The sequence below is a fragment of the Bradyrhizobium cosmicum genome (assembly GCF_007290395.2).
GTDB lineage: Bacteria > Pseudomonadota > Alphaproteobacteria > Rhizobiales > Xanthobacteraceae > Bradyrhizobium > Bradyrhizobium cosmicum.
The window spans coordinates 2024545-2047525 of the sequence record NZ_CP041656.2 but is presented as its reverse complement, the minus strand read 5'-3'; the positions used below and the strand labels follow the sequence as shown (position 1 = coordinate 2047525).

Below are 22981 nucleotides of genomic sequence, written 5' to 3'. Positions count from 1 at the left end.
CAGAAATCACTCGCAACAAAAAGGGCTTCCGCGCCCGGCACGGAAGCCCTTTCATTCAGCGTTCGTCGAGATTGGCTGATCGCGCTCCCAAGTTGGGTCGCGCTCTCAATTGGTGCTCTTGGCTTCCTTCTGGAACTCGTCGATCAGCGGCTGGCCGACGCGGCCTGCGGCGTCCTTGTAGACCGGCTCCATCGCCTTGCGCATCGCCTCGTCCTGCTCCGGCGTGAGCTTGATGATCTCGCTCTTGCCGCTCTTCCTGATCTCGGCGAGCGCGTCGTCGTTTTCCTTCTGCGACTGCGTGTTGTTGAAGTCGGTCGCTTCCTTCATCGCCTTCGACAGCTGGTCGCGGATGTCGGCCGGCAGATCGTCCCAGAACTTCTTGTTCACGATCACGACGTAGCCGATGTAGCCGTGGTTGGTCTCGGTGATGTACTTCTGCACCTCGTGCATCTTCTGGGTGTAGATGTTCGACCAGGTGTTCTCCTGGCCGTCGACGACGCCGGTCTGCAGCGCCTGGTAGACTTCGCCGAACGCCATTACCTGCGGCAGCGAACCGAGCGCCTTGAACTGGGCCTGGAGCACGCGCGAGGACTGGATGCGGAACTTGACGCCCTGGTAGTCGGCGGGCGCGACCAGCTTCTTGTTGGCGCTCATCTGCTTGAAGCCGTTGTCCCAATAGGCAAGGCCGGTGATGCCCTTGGAGTCCAGCAGCTTGAGCAGCCGGAGGCCGAGCGGGCCTTCCGTCACCTTCCGCAGCGTCTTCAGGTCGGGAAGGATATAGGGCAGATCGAACACCTCGAATTCGCGGATGCCGAGCGGGCCGAACTTGGAGTTGGACGGCGCCAACATCTGCACGCTGCCGAGCTGAAGCGCCTCGAGCTCTTCCTTGTCCTTGTAGAGCGTCGAGTTCGGGTAGATTTCGACCTTGACCTTGCCGCCGGTGTACTTCTCGGCGAGCTCCTTGAATTTTTCCGACGCCTTGCCCTTCGGCGTGTCGGTGGCCACCACATGGCTGAACTTGATGATGATCGGCGCCTGGGCCGATGCCGGCCCGGTCAATGCCAGAGCCGCAACCGATGCCGCAGCCAAAATGAGTTTCCGCATGCTTCCTCCTAAACGTCCTTGTGGGGCCGGAGCGCCGGCCTCAAGACTTTAAGTCAAGACTTGAAGGCAGCTTTATAGGGAAGCAGACTGAGGCGCCATTGCCCCTTAGCAGGGGTCTCCTTGCAAAAATGCGGTATCCGGACAGGAAATCCCCGCGAGTCCGGCCAACGAAAAACGCGGCGCCTGAGGCGCCGCGTTTGACCGATGAGCCGTGAGATCGCGCGCGTCAGCTCGCCGCCGCCGACGTCGTCACCGTATCGCGCTGGCGCTTCATGACGATCTTGTTGAGCGCGCCGAGATAGGCCTTGGCCGAGGCCACCAGCGTATCCGGATCCGCCGCGCGTGCGGTCATCGCGCGCCCCTCATGAGAGAGGCGGACCGAGACTTCGGCCTGCGCGTCGGTGCCTTGGGTCACGGCGTGGACCTGGTACAACTCGAGCTTGGCCTCATGCGGCACCAGGCGCTTGATGCAGTTGAACACCGCATCGACCGGACCATTGCCCTCGGCCTCCTCGATCTTGATCTGGCCGTCGACGTCGAGCTTCATGGTCGCGCGCTGCGGGCCATGGGTGCCGGCGATCACGGTCAGCGAGGTCAGCTTGATGCGGTCGTGCGACGCCGCCATCTCCTCGTCGACCAGCGCCTCGATGTCTTCGTCGTAGATGTCCTTCTTGCGATCGGCGAGCGCCTTCATCCGCGTGAACGCATCTTCCAGCTGGTTCGGGCCGAGCTTGTAGCCCATCTCTTCCAGCTTGTGCACGAAGGCGTGGCGGCCGGAATGCTTGCCCAGCACCAGCGAAGACTGCTTCAGGCCGACCATCTCGGGCCGCATGATCTCGTAGGTGGAGGCGTCCTTCAGCACGCCGTCCTGATGGATGCCGCTCTCATGCGCGAAGGCGTTCCGGCCGACGATCGCCTTGTTGTACTGGACGGGAAACGAGGTCGCCGCCGACACCACTTTCGAGGCGCGGGTGAGCTGCGTGGTGTCGATCTTGTTCCAGTACGGGAATTTGTCGTTGCGGACGTTGATCGCCATCACGACCTCTTCGAGCGCGGCGTTGCCGGCGCGCTCGCCGATGCCGTTGATGGTGCACTCGACCTGGCGTGCGCCGCCGATGATGCCGGCCAGCGAGTTCGCAACCGCCATGCCGAGATCGTTATGGCAGTGCACGGAGAATACCGCCTTGTCCGAGTTCGGCACGCGCTCGATCAGCGTCTTCATGAAGTGGGTGTATTCCTCCGGCACCGTGTAGCCGACGGTATCGGGAATGTTCACCGTGGTGGCGCCGGCCTTGATGACGGCTTCCACGATGCGGCACAGATAGTCCATCTCGCTGCGGGTGCCGTCCTCGGCCGACCATTCGACGTCGTCGATCTGGTTGCGGGCGCGCGCGACCATCGCGACCGAGGTCTCGAGCACCTGCTCCGGGGTTTTGTTCAGCTTCACCCGCATGTGCAGCGGCGAGGTGGCGATCACGGTGTGGACGCGGCCGCGCTTGGCAAATTTCACCGCTTCGGCGCAGCGGTCGATATCGGCCGGGTGCGCGCGCGACAGGCCGGCGATGACGGCGTTCTTGGAGCGGCGGGCGATCTCGCTGACCGCCTGGAAGTCGCCCTCGGAGGTGATCGGGAAGCCGGCTTCGATGACGTCGACGCCCATATCGTCCAGCATCTCGGCGACCTCGAGCTTCTCCTCGAAGGTCATGGTGGCGCCGGGGCATTGCTCGCCGTCGCGCAGCGTGGTGTCGAAAATGATGACGCGGTCCTTCTCGGACTTGTTCACGGTGGCCATTGTCAGATTTCCTTTTGAGCTTTCGCGCCGTTCATTGGTCTGGGCGCTTGAGGTGTCCGGTGATCTCGACCAACCCCTGAGCGCCCAGGCGCGTCGCGCCCAGCCGGCCCTCAGGGGCAGCTAAGAAGAAGCCCGCCAATCAGGAGGGTGGACAGCCGCGCGGCCGGGATCGTGGCGGCGGCCAGAGCCACCTCCCCCGAAATCCCATCGATTTGGCCGCGAATCAGCATTGCCAGACCCTTTTGAGCCCTCAAATCCTCGGTCAAAACCGTTGACGGTTGGTTGCCGGGAGGCTCGGTGCACCGTTTCTAGACGAGAAACAGGAGCAACTGCAACGCCAAAAGATGGTCAGGGGAGCTGACCCGGTTGCGGGTCGAGGCTTCCCTGGACGCGCCGATGGCGTCGCGGCGACGCGACCGCAACAAGGCAGGACCGGCCCCTAAAAGTCGTCGCGCGCAAAATTCCGAATTTCGGTAAACTGGAATACCTTGGGTGCGACGGACCCAGCGCTCGCTTGTTCGCCGCTCGAGGATTTACTATCCCGCGCGGCGGGCGCGGGCTCGGTTTTCCCAGCGGTCCAGCATCTGGCCGAGTTCGCCGGTCGCCGGAGGCACAGCCGCGTTGGTGTTCGCAGCCTCGTTGGTGTTGGCGGGCGCAGCGGCGCGGAGCCAGCCCGGCTCGGTATAGTCGCGCCAGCGGCGCGCCTGCGCGCGTCGTTTGCGGGAGATGAGATCGCGGGTGACATAGCCGGCGGCGAACGCGATGGCGAGCGCTATGACCAGTGCAACAACGGCTAACACGGCGAACTCCGGGTAATGCTCCGGAGACGTTCTGCCATCATCGCGCGCGAGGTCAAGGCTTGACACGCCCTAAAAACCATTCCGGCTTACTCCCAAGGCCCGACCGGCAAGCTCCGAACGACGAGGCCGGGACGGATTGTCGCTTGTGCCCTTGCCTCGCCGCAATGTGGCCGCGTTCCAGCCTCTACCGGCCTAGCATCGCGTAGAGGATGCGAACCTGCCTCTCGCAACCGGGCGCAGACCAGACTAACCTTCGCACCGCTCGGCCGGATCAACCGGCCAGCGAAAGAACCGGGAGGACGCGATGACACGCCAGCAGGCTCGTGACCACGAGCAGCGTGACCAGGATGCTGCGCTTTCACGACGAACACTTGTCCGGGGACTTGCGCTCGGCGCCGCCGCCACGATGGCCGGCCCCGCGCTGGCCCAGACCGGACCCGCCGCCCCGCCGACGACGATCACCACCCCGCCGCGCGATTTCGGTCCGGGCGGTGCACCGACCACTTATTTCTGGGATCCCGACATCATCGCGGTCGATCCGTCCTTCAACGATCTGGCGCAGCCCAACACCGCGATCAAGCGGCTGCACACCGGTCTACTGTGGGCCGAAGGCCCGGCCTGGAGTGCGCAAGGCCGCTATCTGCTTTGGAGCGACATTCCCAACAACCGGCAGATGCGCTGGACCGAGGACGACGGCCGCGTCAGCGTGTTCCGTTCGCCCTCCAACAACTCCAACGGCAACTCGTTCGACTTCCAGGGCCGTCAGCTTTCCTGCGAACATCTGACCCGGCGGGTGACGCGCTACGAGCACGACGGCACCGCGACGGTGCTGGCCGAATCCTATCAGGGCAAGCGGCTGAATTCGCCGAACGACATCGCCGCGCACCCCGACGGCAGCTACTGGTTCACCGATCCGCCCTATGGCGGCCAGCTTTACGAGGGCGAGCCCGACGTCGCGGGTGGCCCGAGCAATGCCGGCGGCAAGCTCAATCCGCGGATCGGCCAGCCGGCCGGCTTCGTGCCGGGCAAGCGCGAACTGCCGACCAACTGCTATCGCATCGACCCCAGTGGGCGCATCGATCTCGTCGTCACCGAGGAGCAGGTGCCCGACCCGAACGGCCTGTGCTTCTCGCCCGACTACAAAAAGCTCTACATCGCCTCGACCGGCAAGGGCCCCGGCGACACCGGGCCCGGCGGCAAGGGCGAGATCTTCGTGTTCGACGTCGGCACGGACAACAAGCTGTCTGGCCTCAAGAAGTTCAGCGACTGCGTGATCGACGGCGTGAAGTGCGGGCCCGACGGCCTGCGCTGCGACGTCAACGGCAATGTCTGGGCCTCCAGCAATGCCGGCCGCGCCGTCGGTTATAGTGGGGTGACGGTGTGGTCGCCGGAGGGCAAGCTGCTCGGCCGCATCCGCCTGCCGGAAGTCTGCGGCAACATCTGCTTCGGCGGCCCCAAGCGCAACCGCCTGTTCTTGGCCGCGAGCCAGTCGCTCTACGCCGTGTACACGGCGACGCAAGGCGCAGGGCCGGGCTGAGGCGGCGCAGGCCCGATCGCGACACGGCATCGGCGTGACTCGCCGGCGCCGTTTTCTTGAGGGTCTCCTCGTGCGCCATGCAATGGTAACAACAGCGGCATGCCCTGGAACGAGGCCATTTGAGCTAGGGTGGTTCTTCAGCAAGTATCTCGGTCAGGAAGCGGACCATGCGCGTCGTGATCTGCGGTGGCGGCGTGATCGGCGCCTGCACGGCGTATTTTCTCTGCCGCCACGGGGGCGATGTTGTCGTCGTGGAACGTGTCGAGGCGGCTGCCGCCGCGTCCGGTAAGGCCGGCGGCTTCCTGGCGCGCGACTGGTGCGCCGGCACGCCGCTCGACGCGCTGGCGCGGCGCAGCTTTGCGCTTCATGCGCAACTGCCGGAAGAGATCGGAGGCGATTGGGGCTACCGCCCGATGACAGCCCATAGCGGCTTTGTCGCGGCCGATGACGATCCGCGCCGGGATGCACCGACCGCGCTCGGCTGGCTCAGCAAGGGCGTTGTGCTGGAGCAACGGATCGGCACGAAGGAGACCACTGCGATCGTTCATCCTTACAAGTTCACGTCAGCCGTGATGAACGCGGCGCTCGCGCAAGGCGCCGAGCTTCGCGTTGGATGTGTCACCGGCATCAGGCGCGATGCGGATGGGACGACCGTAAAGGGCGTGGAGGTCGGCAAAAGCGTCATCGAGGCGGACGCCATCGTGATCGCCATGGGGCCGTGGTCGCTGCTCGCCGCGCAATGGGTGAACCTACCCGCTATCAATGGCCAGCTTGGTTCGAGCATCGTTTACGACACAGGTACGGAGGTGTCGGCCGACGCGCTATTCCTCGAGTCGGATTTCCACGGCACGTCGGTGCCGATCGAGGTTTTTCCGCGTGCGGACGGCACCACATATGTCACCGCGGTTTTAGGAAACACCTCGTTCCCCACTGATCCGGCGGCCGTTGATCCCGAACCGTACGGGTCCAAAGTCGTTCAAATGGTATCCGAGCGGCTATCGCCACTATTTCGGCCCGAGAACATCATCGCGTGGCAGTCCTGCTTCCGCCCGCGGACAGAGGACGGCCTTCCGCTGATCGGTCGAGTACCAAACCATGGAGGTGTCTATATTGCGACCGGACACGATGTCTGGGGCATCCTCAATGCGCCCGCGACCGGCGAGGCTCTGGCACAACTGATCGTCATGGGCGCAACGCGTGGGGTCGACCTCACGCCATTCGATCCCGCGCGGCTCAGCCCAATGGATGCAGTGCTGCAAGCGCGCTGATTGCTCTTTCGGCAACACGGTCACCGCACCCGCATACGGCAAGCCTCGCCCACGCGTGGGCACCTGGGGCGCCTTCGTCTTGTGCAGAACGCAGCTGACATGCTGGCACGAAGGACCCTTCCTGCGATCTTGCCGTTAAGCTCCCGCCGGAACCGCGGTCTGCGGTGCGGCATGCGCCTCACGGATATTTTGCCGTGCGGGCCTGGAGGAGCAAGATGGATAATCGACCAACCCGACCGGACGGGCCGACACGGGACGACGGCTTCGTTCGGGTGCGCGGCGCGCGGGAGCACAACCTCAGAAACGTCGATGTCACGATTCCGCGCAACGCCCTCGTCGTGTTCACGGGCGTGTCCGGCTCCGGAAAGTCCTCGCTCGCCTTCGGAACGATCTACGCCGAGGCGCAGCGGCGGTATCTGGAATCGGTGTCGCCCTACGCGCGGCGCCTCTTCCACCAGATGCAGATCCCCGAAGTCGACGACATCGAAGGCCTGCCACCCGCCGTTGCGCTCCAGCAGCAGCGCGGCGCGCCGACGACGCGGTCGTCCGTCGGCAGCGTGACAACCATATCCAACCTGATCAGGATGCTATATTCCCGGGCCGGCGACTATCCGCGGGGGCAACCGATGCTCTACGCGGAGTCGTTCTCGCCGAACACGCCGGAGGGTGCCTGCCCGACCTGCCACGGGATCGGCAGGATGCTCGACGTCACTGAGAAATCTATGGTGCCTGACGACAGCAAGACGATCCGCGAGCGCGCCGTCGCGGCCTGGCCGAGTGCCTGGCAGGGACAGAACCTCCGGGACATCCTGACGACCCTGGGCTACGACGTCGACAAGCCCTGGCGGGAGCTACCCAGGAAGGATCGTGACTGGATCCTGTTCACGGACGAGCAGCCGACCGTGCCGGTCTATGCCGGCTACGACGCGGCCGAAGTCAAACGGGCCCTGCGCCGCAAGGAGGAGCCGAGCTATCAGGGCACCTTCACCGGTGCCAGGCGCTACGTGATGCAGACCTACGCCAAGTCCGAGAGCGCGATGATGAAGCGCCGCGTCGCGCAATTCCTGATCACCCGCGACTGCCCCACATGCCATGGCAACCGGCTGAAGCCCGAGGCGCTCAAGGTGAAGTTCGCGGGGCTCAATATCGCCGAGATGTCGCATCTGCCGCTCAAGCAATTGCAGGATCTGATCCAGCCGTTCGCAAAAGCCTCGGCGGACAAGTCGGAGAAGACTGTCGTTGCCCGGCGCATCTGCGAGGACCTGTCGGCGCGCCTCGCCGTCCTGCTCGACCTTGGCCTTGGCTATCTCGCCTGCGAGCGCAGCACGCCGACGCTGTCACCGGGTGAACTGCAACGCTTGCGGCTGGCAACGCAGGTCCGCTCCAACCTGTTCGGCGTCGTCTACGTGCTCGACGAGCCCTCCGCCGGCCTGCATCCCGCCGACACCGAAGCGCTGCTGCGGGCGCTAGACAGACTCAAGCACGCCGGAAATTCGATCTTCGTGGTCGAACACGAGATCGAGGTCATAAAACATGCCGACTGGCTGGTGGACGTCGGGCCCGACGCCGGCGAAAGCGGCGGACTCATTCTCTATAGCGGGCCGCCTGCGGGGCTCGGCGAGATCGAGCAATCGCGAACCGCCCGCTATCTCTCACATCCAAGAGAGCCGTTGCCGACGATCCATCGCGAGCCGATGGGGCATCTAAAGATCAGAGGTGTGACCCGCAACAATCTTCGCGGCCTCGACGTCGACATCCCGCTGGGCGTGCTCGCCAGCGTCACCGGCGTGTCGGGCTCCGGCAAGTCGAGCCTGATCAGCCAATTCCTCGTCGATGCCGTGGCCGGCCATCTCGGCCACACGCTCGCCGCTGATACCGACGACGACAGCCTTGCGCCCGCGATCGCGACATTGGGCGGCAAGATCGTCGCCGGCCTCGACGAGGTCGATCGCCTCGTCGTGGTGGATCAGAAGGCGATCGGCCGCACCCCGCGATCCAACCTTGCGACCTACACCGGCTTGTTCGACCATGTGCGAAAATTGTTCGCGGCGACGCCCCAGGCGAAATCTCGCCGCTACGACGCCGGACGCTTCTCGTTCAATGTCGCAAAAGGCCGATGCAGCACCTGCGAGGGCGAGGGCTTCGTCAGCGTCGAGCTTCTGTTCCTGCCCAGCGTCTATGCGCCCTGCCCGACCTGCAAGGGTGCTCGCTACAACGACAAGACGCTCGAAGTGAAAATCCGCGGCCGATCGATCGCGGACGTGCTGTCCATGCGCGTCGACGAGGCCTTCGATTTCTTCCGCGACGATTCCTCGCTGAACCGGTCGCTCTCGGTCGTCCGTGAGGTCGGCCTCGGCTATATCCGCCTCGGTCAATCCGCCACCGAACTGTCCGGTGGCGAGGCCCAGCGGATCAAGCTGGCGACCGAGCTCATGCGTCCGCAGCGGGGGCACACGCTGTATGTGCTGGACGAGCCGACCACGGGTCTTCATCCGCAGGACGTCGAACGGCTGATCGCCCAGCTCGAGCGGATCGTGGATGCCGGCAACAGCGTCGTCGTGGTCGAGCATGACATGGACGTCGTCTCTCACAGCGATTGGATCATCGATCTCGGCCCCGGCGCCGGCGACGAGGGTGGCCGTATCGTCGCATCGGGAACGCCACATCAAGTCGCCGGGGCCGGCGGGAAGACAGCGCGCTATCTTGCGCGCCGCTTGAAACAGTAACCGCCCGCTATTTCATGACTCATCTCGCAATTGCGTTCTGCGCCGGGAGGACAGAGCCAGACTTTAGCGATGTTGACTTTCCGCCGGCCCGCTCCCCATACTTCGCAAAAAAATAACCGGACGATCAACAGACGGTTTTGAGGGAGGATAGGATGCCGACTTCACGCAGGCAGCTGCTGAAGAGCTCGGCGGCTGCCGCCGCTGCACTCAGCCTCGATTGGACACGGGCCCAGGCCCAAGCCGAGACATTGCGCATCGGCCTGATCTACGACCTCACCGGCCCCTTCGCCGCCGGCGGCTCGGTCGCCTCCTCGGTTGGCGCGCAGATCGCCATCGACCTCGTCAACGAGAAGGGCGGCATCGGCGGCAAGACCAAAATTGTCCCTGTCGCCGCGGACTCGCAGAGCAAGGCCGACGTCGCCATCAACGAGGCCGAGCGGCTGATCAACCAGGAAAAGATCGACATCATCAACGGCGTCTATTCCAGCGCGCATGCGGTGCCGATGGCGGCGAAGGTCGAGCAGCAGAAGAAGATCCTCTGGATCACGACCGCGGTCTCGACCGCCGTGTTCAAGGACAAGAACCTGCAATACGTGTTTCGCGCGCAGATCCATTCCGACCAATATGGCCAGGCCTTTGCCGGCTTCATCGCCGAACACGCAAAGACAAAACTCGGCATGGAGCCGGGCGAGGTCAAGGTCGCGCTGATCCACGAGGACGGCCCCTATGGCGTCGGCGTCGCCGCGGCCGACGAAGCCTATGCCAAGCAGGCCGGCATCCAGGTGGTGATGCGCGAGGGTTATTCGGCGTCCGCGCCCGACCTCTCGGTGCTCGTGACCAAGCTCAAGCGGGCCAAGGTCGATGTGATCTCGCATGCCGGCTACAACCCCGATATCACCCTGTTCCTGCGCCAGGCGCGCGAGAGCGGATTGCGCTTCAAGATGTTGTTCGGCGCCGGCGCCGGCTACAGCCAGCTCGACAAGCTGCGCGCCACCTTCGGCCCCGACATCGACAATTTCTGCAACATCGATCCGGTGCCGGCGCAGCTGCTCGATCCGGCCAAGCTCGCGCCGGGCATCGGCGACCTCACCAAGACCATGGTCTCGCGCTACCAGGCCAAGACCGGCGCCACCGACGTGCCGCCGCACTGCTCGATGGGTTTCAACCAGACCTGGCTGCTGCTCAACAACGTGCTGCCGGTCGCCAGGGAGAAGTACGGCAGCTTCGAGCCCGAGGCGATTCGCAAGGCCGCACTCGACGTCGACATTCCCGCCGGCGGCACCATCCAGGGCTATGGCGTCAAGTTCTTCCCGCCGGGCACGCCGATGTCCGGCCAGAACGAGCGCTCGACCCCGGTGGTGATGCAGAACGCCGGCGAGCACATCTCGGTGGTGTGGCCGACCAACATCCGCACACAGGACCCGGTGTTTCCGCTGCCGAAGGGATCGACTTACGGGGCGTGATGGCCGAACGCGTCACAGCGCGCTTGCTTACCCTCCGGTGGAGGGTAAGTCGCCGTCCCTGCAGAGCCGGCGCCAATCGCGTTGCAGCCGGATTTACACTTGCATCCTCCGGTAAGCCTTTTCACGCTGTGGTTGGAACTTCGACCACGAAGGAGCGCGCGCAGGTTGCGGGACGAAGTCTGATTGAAACAAAAGCCTTCTACAGTGTGATCTAGATGATCAGCCCTGCTGCATTTTCGGGCGTACAAGCCGATCAGCCAGTGGATCGCCAGCGTCGGTAAAGGGGCTCGTATGATGAGCCGCCCAGCGGGGATCGGAATTTTCACAACGTGAATTCCAACGATGGGGGTGCCAATGCCCGCCATATTCGAATTGCTCTACAAGGAATTCTGCCGCGCCCGCCTTGCTGAAATGCGCAAGCAGCTTCTGCTCACGGGCAAACATCCTGAGCTGTTCCAGCAGGCCGACGATGCATGCGATCCGGAGCGTGCTGGCGACATGGACCCCCGCGACGAAGCAGAGTTGAAGCGCGTCAGGTAGTTGGGTCTCCTCGCGGCAGCCGCATTTTGGAAAGGCGGCACTTTTTCAGGAGGCAACATTGAATACGCCCGAATTCTATACGGCATCGATTGCCTGCCTCTCGTGCATGACCATTGCTGTCATGATAGCCGTCGGGGCCTGGTAGGCAGAAGCTCGCTAAAGCACCACCCGCCGTCCCTCCTCCGCCGCCCAATAGCCGGCGTAGTTCACCTTGATCGTCTCATAGGCCAGCGCGAGGTCGGACAGCGGTTGCCGCCCGGTCGCGGCGCATTCCATGAAATCCTGGATCTCCTGCAGATAGCCGCGCGTCCATTCCTCCTCGAGGCAGACATATTGCCATCCGGTCTTGCGGTCGACCTTCTCGGTGATGTAGACGCCGGCGAGTTTCTCCTCGCTGGTCTGGTAGCTCATCAGATGCGTGTTTGGGGTGATGTTGGCGAATAGCGAGCCGCCGGACGTATAGGTCTCGATCAGATTGCGCACGCCACCCATGATCATGTCGCCGGAAAACACGGTCGCCTTGGTGCCGTCCGAGAAAGTCGCGCTGAGCGTGCCCCAATCCTCGACGTCGACCGGATTGGCCTTGATGTAGCTGCGCTCTTCAGGCTTCAGGCAGGCGGTGACGTTACCGACATCCCCGGTGACGCTGGCGACGCGGATGGTCTCGCCGCGCGCCCTCGCCTCGACCTGCTTGAGATAGAGCACCGCCGAGAGCGGATGGCAGCCCATGCGGATCAGCGAGCCGCCCCCGGTCATCGCCCATTGCGCCGCATGCGCCGCGTGCGAGCCGGAATGGCTCTCCTCGCCCTTCATGAACAGGATCTTGTCCTTCGTCGCCTTGATGATCTCCGCGGTCTTGGTCACCGCGGGCGCGTAGATCCAGTCCTCGGCATACATGAAGAGTTGTCCGGTGCGTTCGATCGCGGCGCGGGTGGCGTCCATCTCTTCCAGCACGCGCTCATACATCAACGCCTTCGGCACGTGCTTGCCGATTGGCTGCCGGTCACCCTCACGGCCGAAATAGCCCGCGAACGGCTTCTCGCAGATCACATGCTTGCCGGCCTGCATGGCTGCGACGATCATTCCGGCGTGGAGGTTGGGCGGCGTGCAGATGTCGATGACGTCGAGCTCGCGGTCCGCGATCAGCTCGACAAGACTGCGATAGACGCGCGGAATTCCGTGATGGCTTGCGAACGCGACGACACGATCACCGCGCGCGGCAACCGCCGCGACTTCGACGTCAACGCCATAGACGCGCCGGAACGCATACATGTGCAGCTCCGACACGAAGCCGCAGCCGACGAGTCCCACCCGAATCCTAGCCATAGCACCCCTCACCCATGCATTGGGCGGCACTATAGCGTGACGGCAGTCCTATTCCACCGAGACCCGCACCACGCCAGCGCTCATCATGCCGAGTGCACGGGCGGCCGGCACGGACAGATCGACGATGCGCCCTCGGATGAAGGGGCCGCGATCATTGACGCGGCACTGGATCGTGCGACCGCTCCAGGACACCGTGAGCACGCTGCGGAACGGGCGCGTGCGGTGAGCGCAGGTCAGCTCGCCTTTGCCGGCCTTTCCATATCCGTAATATGAGGCAAGCCCGCTCTCAGCGTTGGCAACGGAGATGAATGCGAGAGATGAAGTCGTAAGACAGGCCAATAATGTGGTTTGCGCTCGCAAGGCACCGCTCCCGGTTCGCCCTGCCCCGCCAGAAAACGTCTCTCTGTTCCCCAGAGTTCCAGGAACTGCCGGGCGCTCCCCCCGCAGTTCCATCACTCATTGTTACGGCTTTGGATATCGGTAGCGGCAACACACCGCCGCACTTTCGCGGCTCTGGCGCCGACTGATCTGTTGATCCTGATCAATGGTCTCGAGGTCCAGCCATGGGCTGATGACCTCTCATTCTGAAACGACGGGAGGTCAGCATGACATATCGCAAGCCGACAATGCTGCTACTGGCTGCATTGATAGCCGGCCTTGGACTATCAGGTTCATTTGAGTGGTCGCCGACCGAAGGATTCGCGGTGTCGGTCAGCAGCGCAGATGCCAGGGTCGGACGTCCCCTGACACCTGTCAGCGTGGCCGGCGTTGCGCGTCGCACCACACGACGTGCGGTCGTAGGCGGCGCAGCCGTTGGCGCGGCGGCAGTCGGCACCGGATGCGTTCGCGTGCTTATTAACGGAACCTATGTCTGTCGATGACGGATGAGGCCGAAACTTACCTGAGCAGACAGATTGCCGCCGTGTCGGGTTGCCAGGCCCGACACGGCCGAAAGCGCCTCAGCGCTTGTGGAACACCAGCGTCCGCACTTCGATGCTCTCGCGCGGCGCAGCGTCCGCCGGTGTGGTCGGATCGACGAAGGCCGTGTGCGGCCCAAACCGTGTGCGGCCGTCGGTTGCGGAATCGTAGCACTTGAGCAGCAGCGCCTCGTCCGGTGTCATCTCGGGGAAATAGAACCAGCGGTGGTTCGGATTGTATTTCACCGAATAGGTCTCGCCGCGACGGTTGGGATAGATCAGGTCGGAGGCAACGAGATCATCGGGCGCAACACTGGTGCCGTCAGCCATCGCGAGCGGTGAATCGCGCAACGGTCCGCGGATCGGCCGCCACAGATTGATCACCTGCACGCGGCCCTTCAGCAGCTCCTCGGCCTCGTCAGGCAGATGCTCGCGCACGCGGTTGGCGCCGGAGACGGCGGTCTGGTCGACATGGACGCGCGTCGCGGGCTGCCGCGGGCCGCCGTCGCGGATATCAGCGGCGCCCTCGACACGCTTGCGCACCGTGTGATCGAAGATGAAGACGCGGTCGGCCTTCAGCGTCGCGCGCAGGAACGCCTCGACCGCGGGATAATAGGCCGCCCTCACCTCCGCGTCGTCATAGAAGTTCTTGACCCGCGTCGGATGGCGCACCAGCGCAAAGCCCTCGCGGTCGAGCGAGATGTTGTTGGCGATCAACCGCGCATCGAAGATCGGCACCTGATGCGGCTCCGGCAGCGACGTGCTCTTGGGCTCGCCCGGCGGCGGATCGAACGCATAAGTGCGTGGCTTGCCCGAAACGGGCGCGAGATAGTTGAGTTCGGCGGTGACGAAGGGAAGCGATTCGATTTTTGTTTCTTGCAGGCCCATGGCCGGTCTCCCGATGAGGTCGTTCGTTTGATTTTTGCGGGGGAACAGCGTGGTGCAAGAGGTGCGAGGCAAATAGCAATGCGGGTGTTGTCGGGAGTGGCGAATGCAGAAGGAATGTTTCGAGAATGGAGATCGCGCTGGAACGTGATCTCCGCGCTTCACGGATGCTTGAGCACTCGCGAGGTCTCGTGCCCCGGACGCAGCGCATCACGAAGTGGTGCACGGCTGAGCCGGGGCCCATCTAACCGAGAGCATTCCGTGTGACATGGGTCCCGGCTCTGCGCAGCAGCGTTGCGCGCTGCAGCGCGTCCGGGACACGCCGTCATTACAATCCCGCCTTCGCAATCGCATCCGCAAACGAACGATCCACGATCTCCGCCGCATCGAGCTTCTGCTTAATCAGGCCCCAGCGGAAATAGAGGTCGATCGTGCTCTGCTCATCCGCAACCACGCCGTCGTCGATCGGCGCAATACGAATTTTTGCGCGCGACAGCCAGCTCAGCGGAACGGCCGTCGGGATGTTCATCAGCTTGCCCCAGGTTGCGGCATAGCTGTCGACATTGCTCAGCGACCAGGCTCGCGCCGCGGTCAGGCGCCGGATGAAGTCTGTCAGCTCGGCGCGCTTGTCGCGGATGGCATCGGGTCGCGCTACCTGAAAGCTCAGGCCCGGTGTCAGGCCTTCCGAGCTGATGACGCGGCGCGATTTGAACAGCACCTCTTCCTGGCTGACATAGGGCTCCCAGGTCGACCAGGCATCGACAGACCCTTGCGTGTAGGCGATCTTGGCATCGGACGGCGCGAGGAAAGCGATCTGCATGTCGCTCGCGCTCCAGCCGTTCTTCTCGAGTGCCGCCAGGATCAGCTGATGGCCGATCGAACCGCGGCCGGTCGCGATTTTCTTAGCCCGCAAATCGGCGAAACTCCTGATCGGCGAATTCTCCGGCACGAGGATCGCGAGCCCTTCACGCGTCTGGCGGATCGCAGCGATCGCCTTCACCGGCGCGCCGGAGGCGGCGGCGAAGGTGAACGGCGCATCGCCCACGAGCCCGGTCTCGATCGCGCCGGCGCTGAGCGCCTCGAGCAATGGCGCGGCCGCCGGAAACTCCTTCCACTCGATCTTGTACGGCACGTCCTTGAGCACGCCGGCCGCTTCCATCACGGCCTGCGCATTGCCCTTCTGGTCGCCGACCCGGAGCGTTGTCTGCGCTGCCGCGAGTTCAACAGAACCGAACAGCAGCGCGCCGGCCAGCATCAGGCGGATCATTCCGCAGCCTCGCCGCGAACGGCCTGACGCTTGGCGACCAGCTCGCGCGTCAGCGGGATCAGCTCGCGACCGTACTCGATGGCGTCGATCAGGGGATCGAAGCCGCGGATCAGGAAGTGGCTGATGCCGAGTTCGTAATAGTCGCCGAAGACCTCCGCGACCTGCTCGGGCGTACCGACCAGCGCGGTGGTGTTGCTGTTGGCGCCGGTGAGCTTGGCGATCTCGGTCCACAGCCGCTTGTCGATGCGGCTGCCCTGGTCGGCGAGCGCGAGCAGGCGGCGCGCGCCGGCGGTAGCATGGCCGTCGGCAGGCTTGCGATAGCCGGTCTTGTCCTGCAGCGCGGTGGCGCGGGCCAGGATCTCCTCCGCCTTCTCCCAGGCCTGCTTTTCGGTCGGCGCGATGATCGGGCGCACCGAGAGGCTGAAGCGCGGCGTCGGCCGGCCCTGCCGGATCGCGGCGTTGTGGACGCGGGAGGTGATGTCCCGCACCTGCGCGTAGGATTCGCCCCACAGCGCGAAGGTGTCGGCGTGCCGGCCGGCAGCATCGATGGCCGCATCCGAGGCGCCGCCGAAATAGATGCGGATGCCTTCGGGACGATACGGCTTCACCTGCGAGAAGCCGTTCTCGACCTGATAGTACTTGCCCTTGTAGGTGAACGGCTTGTCGCTGGTCCATTCCAGACGGACCACGTCCAGAAACTCGGACGTACGCGCATAGCGCTCGTCCTTGTCGTCCAGCGTGTTGCCGTCCTGCCGCAGCTCGGTGGCGTTGCCGCCGGTGATGACGTGCAGCGCGACCCTGCCGCGGGAAAACTGGTCGAGCACGGCGAACTGGCGCGCCAGCAGCGTCGGCGCCGTGAAGCCCGGCCGCTGCGCGATCAGCACGTTGAGGCGGGAGGTCGCGTTGAGGACGTGCTGGGCGACCTGGAGGCTGTCCGGCGTGGTCGAATGAAACGCCAGCAGCGCGCGATCGAAGCCGGCGTTCTCGTGCGCCTTTGCCACCGTCTCGATGTGGGTGGGGTCGAGGATAGGACCATCCCGAACGATGGTTTCCGACGAATTGTTGTTGCTGATGAAGCCGATGAACTCGATCGACATGATCGTCTCCCTGATGATGACCTAAATTCCGAGCGCCGCGCGGCCGAGACCGGTGCGCGTGGCATCGTCCTGCGGCGTGTGCACGCGGCCGCACAGCACGTCGCGATAGTGCCGCTCCAGCGGATTGGTGCGGGACAGGCCGTGATTGCCGGTGAGCGACAGCGCATCCTCGACCACGGCGACGGCGTTGTTGGTCACCGTGAGCTTGATGGCGTTGGATTCGCCGGTGGAGGGATCGACCCCGTCGTCGAAATCGCGGGCGAAGGTCTCGATCAGCCGCGCATTGACCGCGAGCCTGGCCTCGATGGCACCGAGGATCTCCTGCGCGCGCGGCAGGGTTGCCAGCGGCGCGCCAAGGCTGGCGGGCACGCGTTGGTTCAGGAACGAGATCAGCCAGTCGCGCGCGGCACGGGCGATGCCGTCATAGATCGCGGCGACGAACACCGTGTGGACCGTCGCCTGCGCAATGTCGGGCGCACGCCACTCCTGCGGCTTGCGGACATCGACCTCGGCGTCGAGCGGGATCACGACGTCGTCGAAGGTGACGTCATGGCTGCCGCTGGCGCGCAGGCCGTGATGATCCCAGGTCTCGACGATGCGGGTGCCCGGCAGGCCCGCCGGCACCAGGAACAGTCCGACGCGGGGCTCGGCCTCGTCCGTGCGCGCCCAGACCAGATACCATTTCAGGATCGGCGAGCCCGTCGAATAGATCTTGTGACCGGTCAGGCGCCAGCCGGTCTCGGTGCGCCGCGCGATCGTCGCCGGCAGGCCCCCGCGCGATGGCGAGCCGAGTTCAGGCTCGACGCGCAGCGCGTTGACCAGCGCGACGCCTTCAACCGTCTCGCGCGCGAGCTTGCGTGCCAGCTTCGCCGGCCAGGTCGGGCTTCGCCCCATCACCAGATGGTTGATGTAGTGCATCGCCAGCACCAGCGCCGTCGATGGATCGGCCTTGCCGATGATGCCGATCACCCGCGCGGCATAGCGTGCGCCGGCGCCGGCCCCGCCATGAACGGCCGGCACCGTCAGCGACAGCAGGCCCGCCTCGGACAACTCGCGAAAGTTCTCGAAGGCAAAGCTGCCGGTTCGGTCGTGTTCGGCCGCACGCGCGGCAAAGCCTTCGGCCAGCGCCTCGGCGCGCGCGATGTAGTCGGGCTCGCTACGGGCGGCGAGCCCTTTGGCTACGGACGTCACCATGTGGCATCCAATCCCAACAGGCCGAGAATCTGGCGGCGAAGATCGGCCAGATAGGGATCGCCGCGATGGCGCGGATAGGGACGATCGACGCGGATGTCGGCCTTCACGCGCGCCGGACGATCGCTGAAGACGATGACGCGGTTGGCGAGCACCAGCGCTTCCTCGGCATCATGCGTCACCAGCAGCGTGGTAAAGCCCTTGCGCTGCCAGAGCGAGACGAGCTCGGCCTGCATGGTGATGCGGGTGAGCGAGTCCAGTTTTCCCAGCGGCTCGTCGAGGATGAGGATCTTGGGATCGTTGACCAGTGCCCGCGCCAGTGCGACACGCTGCGCCATGCCGCCGGAGAGCTGATGCGGATAGGCGTTGCGGAACGACGACAGCCCGACGAGATCGAGCGCGGCATCGACGCGGTGCCGCTGGCTCTTGAGTATGCCCTGCGCTTCCAGCCCCAGCGCGACGTTGTCCCAGACCGAACGCCAGGGAAACAGCGTCGGATCCTGGAACACGACGACGCGCGAGGGATGCGGCCGGGTGATGCGCGCCTCGTCCTCGCGCAACGTTCCGGCCTTGGGCTTGTCCAGGCCGGCGACGAGCCGCAGCAAGGTCGACTTGCCGCAGCCGGACGGGCCGAGCAGCGCGACGAATTCACCCGGCTCGACCGAGAGGCTGACGTCGCTGAGAACAGGCAGCTCGGCGCCGTCGATGTCGAAGGCGTGGCTGACCTGCTCGATGTCGAGCGCGGCGCCGGCGGCGGGATGCGTGGCGATCTCGGCCAGTGCGGCTGCTGCTACCATTTCACGGTTCCCTTCTGCCAGACCAGCAGGCGGTCGCGGACCGAAAACAGCAGCGTGATCGCGCCGGAGCAGAGCAGCGACATCACGATCAGCGCCGCATACATGTTGGCGTAGGCCGCCCAGCCCTGCGCCCATTGCAGGTACCAGCCGAGACCGGCCTTGACCCCGATCATCTCGGCGACGACGAGCACGGCGAAGGACGAGCCGAGGCCCATGAACAGGCCGACGAAGACGTGCGGCAGTGCGGCGGGGATCGCCACCTTCAGCACCAGGAACGACGGCTTGGCGCCAAGCGTGCGCGCGACGTCGCAATAGGCGTTGCTGACGCTCGCCACGCCCGACCAGGTCAGCACCGTGACCGGGAAGCCGGTCGCCAGTGCGATCAGGAAGGTCGAGGCGCTCCAGCTCGACGGGAACGTGAAGAAGGCGATCGGCAGCCAGGCCGTCGCCGGCAGCGGGCCGATGAAGCGCAGCACCGGATGCACCCAATAGCCGACCGCGCGCGACCAGCCGATCGAAACGCCGGTGAGGAAGCCGACCGTCGCGCCGATCAGATAGCCGCCGAGCTGAAGCTTGACCGAGGCAAAGACGCTGTCGAGCAGCTTTGGCAGATCGTCGGTATAGACCTCGATGATCGACTGCGGCGGCGGAAAGAACGGCAGCGGCAGCCACGCAAACTTCGCGGTGGCGAGCTCCCACAGCGTCAGCAATGCACCGAGCGCCACGAGCCATGGCGCGCGCTGGCGCAGACCACGGCCTGCCGAACCGAGATAGTCGGCGCCGACGGTTCCGAATAAGGCGATCGCAGCGATGACGAAGGCGGCGATGCCGAGCGAATGCGTGCGCGACCAGTCGCCGACATCCTCCCACCACAGGCAGGACAGGCCGAAGGCGATCCAGACGACGCTGGCGAGCACGCCAACTCCGGAGTCCCGGAGCCAACCCGCAAGCCATGGCGCGCGCGAAAGGCGCGGTGCGCCGGACGCGAGACCGTCAGACAGCGAATACGTCGACATAGATGCGCTCCGCGAATTTGGCCGTATCGGTGCTCTGCTTGAAGACCTGCACGCTCTTGAGATCGTCGGCATAGGACTTGAGCTCGCGCTTCAGCACCTCGCCGACGGGATGATGATGGTGGGTGTGGTAGCGCACCATGCCCTCGATGTCGGCGATGGTCGCCGCCTTGGGCGCGTAGGGCTGGAACGCCTTCGCCGCGACGGACGGATTCTGCGACGTGAACATGGCGGCGTCGAGCAGCGCCTGCGTGAGCGCACGCGCGACCTGCGGCTCCTCGCGCACGAGGCTGCCGCGCAGGCCGACGATGCAGCAGCTCTTGTCGCGATATTCGCCGTCGAGATTGGAAGCGACTTCCTTGTACTGGGTATCCTTCAGCCAGAGATAGGCGAGCGGATCGGAGGCCAGGAAGGCCTGCACCTCGCCCTTCTGGACCGCGACGTCGAGCAGATTGCCCGGATAGGCGCGCCAGTCGACATCCTTGATGGGATCGATACCGAGCTTGGAGAGCTGGATCGAGAAGAAGTTCTTGTCGGGACCGCCGAGATCGCCGACCGCGACGATCTTGCCCTTGAGATCGGCGAGCTTGTCGACGCCGGAATTGGTGCGGGTCAGCACGCGCATGCAGCCGCCATGGGTGCCGGCAGCGATCTTGACGTCAAAGCCCTGCTCCAGCGGCTTCAGCCAGCGCAGTGCCATGCCGAGGCCGGCGTCGCTCTTGCCGGTGGCGATCGCCTCGAGCAGTTGATCGGTCGAACCGGAATAGTTGATGAGCTCGACGTCGAGATTCTGCTTCTGGAAGAAGCCGTGCTCGATGGCGACGGGAAGCGGCGTGAGGCAGACCGCGCCGGCATTCCACGACAATTTCAGCTTGCGCGGCGCGCCGGTGAGCGCGGGGCCGCCCGCCGCCGTGCGGCACAGCGGAAATTCCGAGAGGTCGACGCCCGGCGCGATCGCCTGCGGCGCAAATGCCTGCGCGCCCAGCGCGCCGAGCGGCGCGGCAAAGGCCGCGGCAAGCCCCGCCTGAAGCAGATGGCGACGGTCGAGATGTGACCCACCGCGTTTGTTGCCGTTGCTCATCAGTCCCCACTCCTGCGCTGGAACAGCTCCGCCATTGGCGCAACGCTTCGCGTTGCGCATGTTCCGTTCGGAGCTGCGTTGAAAGAATATTTTCCGCCGGCGCTCACCGCGCCACCCTTGATGCGATGCGCAAATCATGCGGCGCGCCCGCCGCATCGTCAATGAAATGGAATTTCGAATGTGACGCGAAGCGGGGTCATTCTCTCCATCAGCGCATGCGGGAACGATGAAACGATTTCCGCTGATGCATCATGCTGCAAAGCTGCGCCGCGACTCCCTCTTTGCATCAAGAGTCGCGCCATGATGCGCAGGCACACGCCGCGTTCTCAAAACAGGACGTTCTCTGAAACGTCCTTGCCGATCGCGCACGCAATACGGTCGGCCATTTCATTGACTGCAGAGTGCGCGATCATAGACTTGATCGTCCGCTGCATCGTTCGCTCACGCGTCGTGAGCCAGACAACAAGTCAGATCACATGAGCATCAATTCCCACGACCATCCCATCACCCGCCGGCTCGCCGCATCGCTGCTCGCCGCCGCCATCACGCTGTCGACCGCTGCAGCCTCCTTCGCTGCCGACGCCGTCGTGCTGCGCGTCGGCGACCAGAAAGGCGGCAACCGCTCGCTGCTCGAAATCTCCGGCTACGCGAAGGACCTGCCCTACAGGATCGAATGGTCGGAATTTCCGGCGGCTGCTCCGATCCTGGAAGCTCTCAACGCCGGTGCGCTCGACGTCGGCTATACCGGCGATCTCTCGTTCCTCTCGGTTTACGCGGCCGGAGCGTCGATCAAGGCGATCGGCGGCACCAAGTCGGATGCAAAGACGCAGGCGATTCTCGTGCGCCAGGATTCGCCGATCAAGTCGGCCGCCGATCTCAAGGGCAAACGTCTCGCCGGCACGCGCGGCGGCTGGGGCCAGTTCCTGATCGACGCGACGCTGGAGAAAGCGCAGATCAGACTGGAAGACGCGACCTTCGCTCCGCTCGGCCCGGTCGATGCCAAGGTCGCGCTGGTGGCCGGCTCGATCGACGCCTGGGCGGTGTGGGAGCCCTACATCTCGTTCGCGACGCTGAAGGACAAGGCCCGCGTGATCGCGGACGGTGAAGGCCTGACGCCGACCATCACCTTCATCGTCGCGACCGACAATGCCATCGCCACCAAGCGCGCGGCGGTGCAAGATTTGTTGCAAAGGCTGAACAAGGCACGGCTGTGGTCGCTCGATCACATCAGTGAATACGCCAGGAGCACGGCCGAGCTGACCAAGCTGCCGGAAGACGTGCTGCTGTCGGCCTACACCGCACAGCGCACCAGCCCGATCGTGATCGACGAGAAAGTCGTGAAGGAAGTGCAGGAAGCGTCCGACCGCGCGACGCGTTACGGCATCCTGCCGAAGACGCTCGACGTCAGCAAAGCCGTCGACCGCAGCTTCACCGCTGCGGCCGCGGGATCGAACTAGCGCGGAGCGGCGGGATGTACAGGCCTTGCCTCAAGGCCGGCCCGCTACATCTCGCCGCGATCGTGCTCACGCATTTTGCCTGCATGAGCCTGATCGTGTGGCTCTCGCTCTAGCTCGGCAACACCGTCACCAATATCCGCGATGATAGGCCCGGTACGGCCGGTAGTAGCCGTAGCGAGGGCCGTAATAGGGGCGATAGACCCGATAACCGTAGTAGCGGGGACGCGCGTAGTACGGAGCATAACCATAGCTCGGCCCATAGCCGTAATAAGCCGGCGCATAACCATAGCCATAGCCCGGCCCATAACCATAGCCGCCGTAATACGGGCCGCCGCCATAGTAACCATAAGGCGCGCTGCTGGCGATGGCCCCGCCGATGATCGCGCCGGCGAGGAGGCCTCCGCCGCCCCATCCCCAACCCCGCCCGCGCCAATGCACCTGCGTGACATCGTCGCCGACGGCGGCCTTCATGGTCGCGACGTTGGTCGGCAGCGGGGCGGCCACCGCCTGCTCGATTTGGCCGGCCATCACCGCGCTCGCCAGCGAACAGGCAATTGCCGTTGTCCAGAACCTCATCATCTTGCTCCCTGTCTGACGTTTGACTTGAAAAAGCATCGCAGGGCCATGATCGGGCATCCTTGCGCCAAATCAAAGCCTCCGAAAGTCAAAGCCGCCCATTGCGTGCGGCGCACAAAGAGAGCCAATTACGTTTCAAATCAC

Annotated in this window: 20 protein-coding genes; 7 read left to right on the top strand and 13 right to left on the bottom strand. The window is 64.7% G+C overall.

The genetic code is table 11. The features are described from left to right. Positions 1 to 105 precede the first annotated feature (105 nt). The 3 genes from FNV92_RS09610 to FNV92_RS09600 all read right to left on the bottom strand — a co-directional run bounded on the left by FNV92_RS09610 (position 106) and on the right by FNV92_RS09600 (position 3696). Entirely contained in the window at positions 106 to 1104 is a 999-nt protein-coding gene (locus tag FNV92_RS09610) for a TRAP transporter substrate-binding protein (protein WP_015684439.1), read from the bottom strand. A gap of 226 nt (positions 1105 to 1330) precedes the next feature. After that, a complete protein-coding gene (locus FNV92_RS09605; protein ID WP_143841183.1) occupies positions 1331 to 2896 on the bottom strand; it encodes a 2-isopropylmalate synthase in 1566 nt (521 codons plus the stop codon). 536 nt (positions 2897 to 3432) lie between these two features. Then, on the bottom strand, positions 3433 to 3696 hold the full coding sequence (locus FNV92_RS09600; RefSeq protein WP_015684437.1) for a hypothetical protein: 264 nt from the start codon (positions 3694 to 3696) through the stop codon (positions 3433 to 3435). A 304-nt stretch (positions 3697 to 4000) separates the two neighbouring features. On the opposite strand from FNV92_RS09600, the gene FNV92_RS09595 reads away from it, so the two are divergent. The 5 genes from FNV92_RS09595 (at position 4001) to FNV92_RS09575 (ending at position 11230) form a co-directional block, all read left to right on the top strand. After that, positions 4001 to 5233 carry an SMP-30/gluconolactonase/LRE family protein gene (locus tag FNV92_RS09595; protein WP_143841184.1) on the top strand — a complete coding sequence of 411 codons (1233 nt, stop codon included), beginning with the start codon at positions 4001 to 4003 and terminating at the stop codon, positions 5231 to 5233. A 167-nt stretch (positions 5234 to 5400) separates the two neighbouring features. Next, positions 5401 to 6501 (top strand): NAD(P)/FAD-dependent oxidoreductase, encoded by a 1101-nt coding sequence (locus tag FNV92_RS09590; protein WP_143841185.1) that lies wholly within the window; start codon positions 5401 to 5403, stop codon positions 6499 to 6501. Positions 6502 to 6716: 215 nt separating this feature from the next. Then, a complete protein-coding gene (gene uvrA / locus FNV92_RS09585; protein ID WP_143841186.1) occupies positions 6717 to 9227 on the top strand; it encodes an excinuclease ABC subunit UvrA in 2511 nt (836 codons plus the stop codon). Positions 9228 to 9379: 152 nt separating this feature from the next. Further along, positions 9380 to 10690 carry an ABC transporter substrate-binding protein gene (locus FNV92_RS09580; RefSeq protein WP_143841187.1) on the top strand — a complete coding sequence of 437 codons (1311 nt, stop codon included), beginning with the start codon at positions 9380 to 9382 and terminating at the stop codon, positions 10688 to 10690. A gap of 354 nt (positions 10691 to 11044) precedes the next feature. Then, positions 11045 to 11230 (top strand): hypothetical protein, encoded by a 186-nt coding sequence (locus tag FNV92_RS09575; protein ID WP_168213218.1) that lies wholly within the window; start codon positions 11045 to 11047, stop codon positions 11228 to 11230. Positions 11231 to 11386: 156 nt separating this feature from the next. Here the strand turns inward: FNV92_RS09575 and FNV92_RS09570 are convergent, their stop codons facing one another. Both FNV92_RS09570 and FNV92_RS09565 read right to left on the bottom strand, forming a co-directional pair. Beyond that, positions 11387 to 12556, bottom strand: a complete 1170-nt coding sequence (locus tag FNV92_RS09570) for a Gfo/Idh/MocA family protein (RefSeq protein ID WP_143841189.1) — start codon at positions 12554 to 12556, stop codon at positions 11387 to 11389. Between the two features lie 48 nt (positions 12557 to 12604). Beyond that, complete coding sequence (locus FNV92_RS09565; RefSeq protein WP_143841190.1) at positions 12605 to 12916, bottom strand: septal ring lytic transglycosylase RlpA family protein; 312 nt, start codon at positions 12914 to 12916, stop codon at positions 12605 to 12607. Between the two features lie 245 nt (positions 12917 to 13161). Here FNV92_RS09565 and FNV92_RS09560 point away from each other — a divergent pair, with 245 nt between their 5' ends. Further along, entirely contained in the window at positions 13162 to 13437 is a 276-nt protein-coding gene (locus tag FNV92_RS09560) for a hypothetical protein (protein ID WP_143841191.1), read from the top strand. Positions 13438 to 13515: 78 nt separating this feature from the next. Here the strand turns inward: FNV92_RS09560 and FNV92_RS09555 are convergent, their stop codons facing one another. The 7 genes from FNV92_RS09555 to FNV92_RS09525 all read right to left on the bottom strand — a co-directional run bounded on the left by FNV92_RS09555 (position 13516) and on the right by FNV92_RS09525 (position 20804). Next, the gene (locus tag FNV92_RS09555; protein ID WP_143841192.1) at positions 13516 to 14361 is read right to left on the bottom strand and encodes a CmcJ/NvfI family oxidoreductase; all 846 of its coding nucleotides are present in this window, start codon (positions 14359 to 14361) and stop codon (positions 13516 to 13518) included. A gap of 325 nt (positions 14362 to 14686) precedes the next feature. Next, the gene (locus FNV92_RS09550; RefSeq protein ID WP_143841193.1) at positions 14687 to 15625 is read right to left on the bottom strand and encodes an ABC transporter substrate-binding protein; all 939 of its coding nucleotides are present in this window, start codon (positions 15623 to 15625) and stop codon (positions 14687 to 14689) included. Next, positions 15622 to 16722 (bottom strand): LLM class flavin-dependent oxidoreductase, encoded by a 1101-nt coding sequence (locus tag FNV92_RS09545; protein ID WP_143841194.1) that lies wholly within the window; start codon positions 16720 to 16722, stop codon positions 15622 to 15624. The genes FNV92_RS09550 and FNV92_RS09545 overlap by 4 nt, the downstream gene beginning before the upstream one ends. Before the next feature lie 21 nt (positions 16723 to 16743). Further along, positions 16744 to 17916, bottom strand: a complete 1173-nt coding sequence (locus FNV92_RS09540; RefSeq protein WP_143841195.1) for an acyl-CoA dehydrogenase family protein — start codon at positions 17914 to 17916, stop codon at positions 16744 to 16746. Next, complete coding sequence (locus FNV92_RS09535; RefSeq protein WP_143841196.1) at positions 17910 to 18710, bottom strand: ABC transporter ATP-binding protein; 801 nt, start codon at positions 18708 to 18710, stop codon at positions 17910 to 17912. The genes FNV92_RS09540 and FNV92_RS09535 overlap by 7 nt, the downstream gene beginning before the upstream one ends. Continuing rightward, complete coding sequence (locus tag FNV92_RS09530) at positions 18704 to 19726, bottom strand: ABC transporter permease (RefSeq protein WP_143841197.1); 1023 nt, start codon at positions 19724 to 19726, stop codon at positions 18704 to 18706. Before FNV92_RS09530 ends, FNV92_RS09535 begins: the two co-directional genes overlap by 7 nt. Then, positions 19704 to 20804 (bottom strand): ABC transporter substrate-binding protein, encoded by a 1101-nt coding sequence (locus tag FNV92_RS09525; RefSeq protein ID WP_143841198.1) that lies wholly within the window; start codon positions 20802 to 20804, stop codon positions 19704 to 19706. Before FNV92_RS09525 ends, FNV92_RS09530 begins: the two co-directional genes overlap by 23 nt. Positions 20805 to 21280: 476 nt before the next feature. Here FNV92_RS09525 and FNV92_RS09520 point away from each other — a divergent pair, with 476 nt between their 5' ends. Next, positions 21281 to 22261, top strand: coding sequence for an ABC transporter substrate-binding protein (locus FNV92_RS09520; protein WP_143841199.1), 981 nt, complete (start codon positions 21281 to 21283; stop codon positions 22259 to 22261). A 126-nt stretch (positions 22262 to 22387) separates the two neighbouring features. On the opposite strand, the gene FNV92_RS09515 is transcribed toward FNV92_RS09520, so the two are convergent. Further along, on the bottom strand, positions 22388 to 22837 hold the full coding sequence (locus FNV92_RS09515) for a hypothetical protein (protein WP_015684422.1): 450 nt from the start codon (positions 22835 to 22837) through the stop codon (positions 22388 to 22390). Positions 22838 to 22981: the final 144 nt, after the last annotated feature.

Bases quoted from the DNA above. Each gene is read 5' to 3' on its own strand.
- FNV92_RS09610 (WP_015684439.1), bottom strand. From the start codon at position 1,104: ATGCGGAAACTCATTTTGGCTGCGGCATCGGTTGCGGCTCTGGCATTG.
- FNV92_RS09605 (WP_143841183.1), bottom strand. From the start codon at position 2,896: ATGGCCACCGTGAACAAGTCCGAGAAGGACCGCGTCATCATTTTCGAC.
- FNV92_RS09595 (WP_143841184.1), top strand. From the start codon at position 4,001: ATGACACGCCAGCAGGCTCGTGACCACGAGCAGCGTGACCAGGATGCT.
- FNV92_RS09590 (WP_143841185.1), top strand. From the start codon at position 5,401: ATGCGCGTCGTGATCTGCGGTGGCGGCGTGATCGGCGCCTGCACGGCG.
- uvrA (WP_143841186.1), top strand. From the start codon at position 6,717: ATGGATAATCGACCAACCCGACCGGACGGGCCGACACGGGACGACGGC.
- FNV92_RS09580 (WP_143841187.1), top strand. From the start codon at position 9,380: ATGCCGACTTCACGCAGGCAGCTGCTGAAGAGCTCGGCGGCTGCCGCC.
- FNV92_RS09575 (WP_168213218.1), top strand. From the start codon at position 11,045: ATGCCCGCCATATTCGAATTGCTCTACAAGGAATTCTGCCGCGCCCGC.
- FNV92_RS09570 (WP_143841189.1), bottom strand. From the start codon at position 12,556: ATGGCTAGGATTCGGGTGGGACTCGTCGGCTGCGGCTTCGTGTCGGAG.
- FNV92_RS09560 (WP_143841191.1), top strand. From the start codon at position 13,162: ATGACATATCGCAAGCCGACAATGCTGCTACTGGCTGCATTGATAGCC.
- FNV92_RS09555 (WP_143841192.1), bottom strand. From the start codon at position 14,361: ATGGGCCTGCAAGAAACAAAAATCGAATCGCTTCCCTTCGTCACCGCC.
- FNV92_RS09550 (WP_143841193.1), bottom strand. From the start codon at position 15,625: ATGATCCGCCTGATGCTGGCCGGCGCGCTGCTGTTCGGTTCTGTTGAA.
- FNV92_RS09545 (WP_143841194.1), bottom strand. From the start codon at position 16,722: ATGTCGATCGAGTTCATCGGCTTCATCAGCAACAACAATTCGTCGGAA.
- FNV92_RS09540 (WP_143841195.1), bottom strand. From the start codon at position 17,916: ATGGTGACGTCCGTAGCCAAAGGGCTCGCCGCCCGTAGCGAGCCCGAC.
- FNV92_RS09535 (WP_143841196.1), bottom strand. From the start codon at position 18,710: ATGGTAGCAGCAGCCGCACTGGCCGAGATCGCCACGCATCCCGCCGCC.
- FNV92_RS09530 (WP_143841197.1), bottom strand. From the start codon at position 19,726: ATGTCGACGTATTCGCTGTCTGACGGTCTCGCGTCCGGCGCACCGCGC.
- FNV92_RS09525 (WP_143841198.1), bottom strand. From the start codon at position 20,804: ATGAGCAACGGCAACAAACGCGGTGGGTCACATCTCGACCGTCGCCAT.
- FNV92_RS09520 (WP_143841199.1), top strand. From the start codon at position 21,281: ATGAGCATCAATTCCCACGACCATCCCATCACCCGCCGGCTCGCCGCA.
- FNV92_RS09515 (WP_015684422.1), bottom strand. From the start codon at position 22,837: ATGAGGTTCTGGACAACGGCAATTGCCTGTTCGCTGGCGAGCGCGGTG.